Origin of the sequence: Pseudomonas ceruminis (assembly GCF_021602025.1) — a bacterium.
Lineage (GTDB): Bacteria > Pseudomonadota > Gammaproteobacteria > Pseudomonadales > Pseudomonadaceae > Aquipseudomonas > Aquipseudomonas ceruminis.
This window is the reverse complement of the sequence record NZ_BQHW01000107.1, coordinates 1-253: the sequence shown is the minus strand read 5'-3', so window position 1 is coordinate 253 and position 253 is coordinate 1. Positions and strand designations below refer to the sequence as shown.

The 253-nt window shown below is 56.9% G+C and carries 1 protein-coding gene; it reads right to left on the bottom strand.

Annotation, left to right across the window (positions count from 1 at the left end; translation table 11 throughout):
• The coding region (locus L6D80_RS30025; protein WP_236183120.1) for a hypothetical protein at nt 1-253 on the bottom strand (253 nt) is incomplete at both ends.

The window sequence follows — 253 nt, the reverse complement described above, 5'->3', positions numbered from 1 at the left end:
CGCCGATGTCGCCGATCGAGTTATCCAGTTGAGTCAGTTGACCACTGACAGACGTAAACCCTTCCTCTGTTCTAGATACCCTACCTGACACACTGGTGATCGCCGACGCGTTGGCCAGTGCTGCGTTCTCCGCGTTTTTGGCATTGTCTCGCCAGCCGGAAACTACCGGAGACAACTCAGCCTGGGCCCGGTCAACCTCGTAGTAGCCATCACTTACAACACCGCTCAGCGGCCCCCTAACTCGCAAAAGCAG